Origin of the sequence: Acinetobacter sp. UBA2063, from assembly GCF_002333245.1 — a bacterium.
Classification (GTDB): domain Bacteria; phylum Pseudomonadota; class Gammaproteobacteria; order Pseudomonadales; family Moraxellaceae; genus Acinetobacter; species Acinetobacter parvus.
This window is the reverse complement of the sequence record NZ_DDAH01000247.1, coordinates 347-1,776: the sequence shown is the minus strand read 5'-3', so window position 1 is coordinate 1,776 and position 1,430 is coordinate 347. Positions and strand designations below refer to the sequence as shown.

At 44.7% G+C, this 1,430-nt stretch carries 2 protein-coding genes and 2 tRNA genes; 1 reads left to right on the top strand and 3 read right to left on the bottom strand.

The genetic code is table 11. The features are described from left to right. A partial coding sequence (locus B4H32_RS11730) for a YdcF family protein (RefSeq protein ID WP_286803211.1) occupies positions 1-481 on the top strand: 481 nt, incomplete at its 5' end. Positions 482-513: 32 nt separating this feature from the next. On the opposite strand, the gene B4H32_RS11725 is transcribed toward B4H32_RS11730, so the two are convergent. From B4H32_RS11725 to B4H32_RS11715, 3 genes are all read right to left on the bottom strand, one after another. After that, entirely contained in the window at positions 514-984 is a 471-nt protein-coding gene (locus B4H32_RS11725) for a DUF2750 domain-containing protein (RefSeq protein ID WP_004678249.1), read from the bottom strand. Between the two features lie 94 nt (positions 985-1,078). Continuing rightward, positions 1,079-1,154 (bottom strand) — tRNA-Val (locus tag B4H32_RS11720). A 141-nt stretch (positions 1,155-1,295) separates the two neighbouring features. Further along, a tRNA-Asp gene (locus B4H32_RS11715) sits at positions 1,296-1,372 on the bottom strand. Between the last annotated feature and the right edge of the window lie 58 nt (positions 1,373-1,430).

Genomic DNA, 1,430 nt, shown 5'->3' with positions numbered 1-1,430 from the left:
AGTACGGGCAATTATTGTGTTGGGTAGTGGTGTTGAAAATGGGCAGCCATCCGCCACCCTTGCCAAGCGACTTGATCGAGCTGCACCAGTGGCCCTGGCCCAACCTGATGCCAAACTGGTTTTGACAGGAGGTATTGATTTTGGTGAAACCCAAAGTGAGGCTGAGGTGATGTCCAGCTATCTACAGCAGAAGCACCATATTCCCGCCTCGCAAATACTTTTGGAGGATAAGAGCACCAGCACTGAGCTGAATCTTCAAAATAGTCAGCCTTTGTTGCAGGCACAACACATTAATATCCAGCAACCAATTGCAATCGTGACCAGTGATTTCCATACACTGCGGGCGGCCGCAATTGCGCGAAAACAGGGATATCGCCATATCAGCATGCTGGGTGCCACCACACCTTTAGCCACACGTTATAATGCATGGCTAAGGGAGTATTTTGCCTACGCAAGTGGCTGGTTACTGGATGAGTATTGACAGGGTTATCCCTATCAATTTTATCTTATTGCTTATTGATGCAGGCGAATGTCCCGTGGTAACGGCAACTGCAACTCAGCAAAAACCTCTGGGCGCTGCAAATAGAGCTGATACAGAAAATTCTTAATATCCAATAATAATGAATCAGGGCTAACCAGTAGGTTATTCCCCTCAGGCGTTAGGTCCAGAGAAAGTATGGTGTTATTTTCCTTTAAAAAAGGAATCATCTTTTCAATGAATGCCATCAAGGGCAATTCTTGAACCTCGTAATTGGCCCAATTGTCCTTGATCAGTAATTTTGCCATTCCCTTGTTCTGCCAAATAGACATGGCATGCTGTCCTGTTGGCGTTGCACATAGTGCCCAACCCTCATGATACAGGGCAACCACACGACGCTGGACAATAATATTTTCAATAAACTGGCGATAAAGCTGTTTAGGCGGTGAATTGGATATCGTAGTTTGAGATTTCGACGCAGCCTTGCGTTGATATGGATTTTTCATAATAAATGACTTCAATATTAGAATGATTATCGCGGCACATGATAAATCAAGCTTGAAGTGATTACAATGAATTGATTTTTAAGATGATGGGATATGGTGGGCGCTGACGGGATCGAACCGCCGACATTCTGCTTGTAAGGCAGACGCTCTACCAACTGAGCTAAGCGCCCTGAACGAAGATAAACAAAGCAAAGCTTTGTCCGAGTGCAAGAAAAAAATCTTTAATTTTTCTAATTAACTCTCGTTTCAGAGAAGCAAGTATAAACATACTTGTTAAAACAAACATTTTCTTAAACAGGGAGCCAAGAAAATGGCGCAGCGGACGGGGCTCGAACCCGCGACCCTCGGCGTGACAGGCCGATATTCTAACCAACTGAACTACCGCTGCACTGCTGTACTTCTTTTCAGAAGTCAATATCAAAAATTATGGTGGGCGCTGACGGGAT

Coding starts and splice junctions, on each gene's coding strand:
- B4H32_RS11725 (WP_004678249.1), bottom strand. CDS start 984: ATGAAAAATCCATATCAACGCAAGGCTGCGTCGAAATCTCAAACTACG.